The organism is Elstera litoralis (assembly GCF_000963705.1).
Taxonomy (GTDB): domain Bacteria; phylum Pseudomonadota; class Alphaproteobacteria; order Elsterales; family Elsteraceae; genus Elstera; species Elstera litoralis.
The window spans coordinates 1-2,483 of record NZ_LAJY01000470.1; the positions used below are offsets into that span (position 1 = coordinate 1).

Sequence of the window (2,483 nt, forward strand, 5' to 3'; positions counted from 1 at the left end):
CGCGCGGCCCATCGGTGACGACCACCGAGCGGCAGCCGTATTCGCGCAAGGCGAGGGCAAGCGGAAGCGCGCCGGTCCCCTCCGCAGCGCCGGTGAGCAGCCGGGCTTCGTCGCAGTTGCAGAACAAAAGATCGATCCGCGCGAGGCTGGGGCGCAGCCGCTCGGCTTTCGCCACCGAAACGGCATCGACACAAGCTGCGTGCCTTTCGGGCGAAACTGCGCGAGATAGGCCAGGGAGTCGGCGGTAAGGTTCGTATCGAGAAACCAGAAAGGCGTCGCCGATAGGGCAATCAGCAGCGGCTCGAAAAAAGCCGGGTCCATCGCTTCCAGTACGGCCATATCGGCCCAGGCCACGTGCAAACTACCGTCCGGGTTCAGCAGCGCGGCGTAATTGGCGGTCGGCAAGTGCCGATGCGGGGCGATCAGCCGGGTTTGGACGTGATCGGCGGCAAGGTCGCGCAGCAGAATTTCGCCCTCGGCATCATGCCCGATCAGGCTAACGAGTTCCGTGCTCAGCCCCGCGCGCGCGGCCAAAACCGCGACATTGCGCGCCACCCCGCCGGCGGAATGGCTGGCGGAAACCGGGTTGGAGGTGCCGCCCATCACCGGCGCTTTGGCAATTGCCAACGTATCCCACACGAGACCGCCAAACGCAGACGAGATCCGCCATTCCTGCCCCTCCTTAACCTTTGCTCGCCGCTTATACGCCGCGCCGGGCTTTCGCGGCTGTGACGGTATTGTGAAGCAGGCAGGCAATCGTCATCGGCCCGACGCCGCCCGGCACCGGCGTAATCGCCCCCGCCACCTGAACGGCTTCACCATAATGAACATCGCCGACCAAGCGGCTTTTGCCATGTTCGTCGGGCGGCAGGCGGTTGATGCCGACATCGATGACGGTCGCCCCCGGCTTGATCCAATCGCCGCGCACCATTTCCGGACGGCCAACGGCGGCGACCAGAATATCGGCTCTACGGCACAGGGCGGGCAAATCCCGGCTGCGCGAATGGGCAATCGTCACGGTGCAATCGGCCTTCAGCAGCAGTTGCGCCATCGGCTTGCCAACGATATTGGAGCGCCCGACGATGACGGCCTCCATCCCGGCCAAGCTGCCGTGAAAATCTTGCAGCAGCATCAGGCAGCCCAGCGGCGTGCAGGGGACCAAAGCTTGCGCGCCCGTTGCGAGCCGCCCGGCATTGACTGGGTGGAAGCCATCGACATCTTTCGCCGGATCGATGGTGAGTAGCACCTTATCGGCGTCAATATGCGGGGGCAGCGGCAGTTGCACTAGAATGCCATCGACGGCGGGATCGGCGTTCAGGCGCGTCACCAGGGCCAGCACCTCGGCTTCGCTCACGCTTGCGGGCAGCTTATGTTCGAACGAGCGCATGCCCACTTCCACGGTCTGCGTCGCCTTATTGCGCACATAGACCTGACTGGCAGGGTCCTCCCCCACCAGAACCACCGCAAGGCCGGGCTGAAACCCGAGGGTGGCGATTTCGGCAGCGAGGCGCGCGCGGAGTTTCTCGGCGAACGCTTTGCCGTCGATTCGAGTGGCCTGGGGACGGACGGTTGCGGGGTTAGTCATGGGCGAGCGCTCCTAGTTCGTCGGTGATCCGCAGCCTCAGCGCCGCGTCGGCCTCGATAGCCAGACGTTTTACCCGCGCCGTCTCACCGGACAAGAGCTTTACCGCCCGCTTTGGTATGCGCCAATGGTGGGCGAGAAACGCCACCAGCGCCGCATTGGCCGCGCCCTCCACCGGCGGGGCCGACAGGCGCACGCTGAGCACGGGCCGCCCGTCGCTTTCGATCCGCACGCCCTCGATCTTTTCCTTCGCCGATTTCGGCGTGACGCGGACGGTGAGAATCAGCCCATCCGCCGTCACATTGATCGGCAGGGCCAGCGTCACGGCAGCAGCGGATAGACGTAGGCGAAGAGGATCCGTTCGAAAAATTGCAGCAGAATCAGCAGTACCAACGGCGACAGATCGACACCATTGAAACTCGGCAAAACCGCGCGGATCGGCCGCAGCAGCGGGTTGGTCAGCCGATTGGTCAAGTCCCAAATCGTCGCGACGACAGGATTGCGCGTGTTGACGACATTGAAGGCCATCAGCCAACTCAAAATCGCCTGAATCAAAATGACCCAGAACAGCAGATTGATTGCCGTGCTAATCAGCCAAGCAAAGGGGGACATAGACATCCGGTCGCATCTCCTGACGGGTCCAAACCAGCCGCCGATACCTGCACGGCTGCGCAGTAGAAGCTAGCGATGCCAAGCCCTTCCTTCAAGGCCACAGAAGCGCTTGACTTTGATCGCCCCCACGGGCATACCCGCCGACACGGGGCCGTAGCTCAGTTGGGAGAGCGCTGCAATCGCACTGCAGAGGTCGTGAGTTCGACTCTCATCGGCTCCACCAAGAATTTCAAGGGGTTAGCAGCGTGAAGCGGCTAGCCCCTTTTTGCTGTGTCGCGCGCTTGGCGGG

4 protein-coding genes and 1 tRNA gene are annotated in these 2,483 nt (G+C 63.5%); 1 reads left to right on the forward strand and 4 read right to left on the reverse strand.

Annotation, left to right across the window (positions count from 1 at the left end):
- From VZ95_RS22255 to VZ95_RS15925, 4 genes are all read right to left on the reverse strand, one after another.
- The coding region (locus VZ95_RS22255; RefSeq protein ID WP_198148343.1) for a PfkB family carbohydrate kinase at positions 1 to 627 on the reverse strand (627 nt) is incomplete at its 3' end.
- A 73-nt stretch (positions 628 to 700) separates the two neighbouring features.
- A complete protein-coding gene (gene folD / locus VZ95_RS15915; RefSeq protein ID WP_045776734.1) occupies positions 701 to 1,585 on the reverse strand; it encodes a bifunctional methylenetetrahydrofolate dehydrogenase/methenyltetrahydrofolate cyclohydrolase FolD in 885 nt (294 codons plus the stop codon).
- Positions 1,578 to 1,907 (reverse strand): DUF167 domain-containing protein, encoded by a 330-nt coding sequence (locus VZ95_RS15920; protein ID WP_198148344.1) that lies wholly within the window; start codon positions 1,905 to 1,907, stop codon positions 1,578 to 1,580. The genes folD and VZ95_RS15920 overlap by 8 nt, the downstream gene beginning before the upstream one ends.
- Positions 1,904 to 2,200 (reverse strand): YggT family protein, encoded by a 297-nt coding sequence (locus tag VZ95_RS15925; protein WP_232302700.1) that lies wholly within the window; start codon positions 2,198 to 2,200, stop codon positions 1,904 to 1,906. Before VZ95_RS15925 ends, VZ95_RS15920 begins: the two co-directional genes overlap by 4 nt.
- Before the next feature lie 141 nt (positions 2,201 to 2,341).
- Here VZ95_RS15925 and VZ95_RS15930 point away from each other — a divergent pair.
- A tRNA-Ala gene (locus tag VZ95_RS15930) sits at positions 2,342 to 2,417 on the forward strand.
- The last annotated feature ends 66 nt before the right edge of the window (positions 2,418 to 2,483 follow it).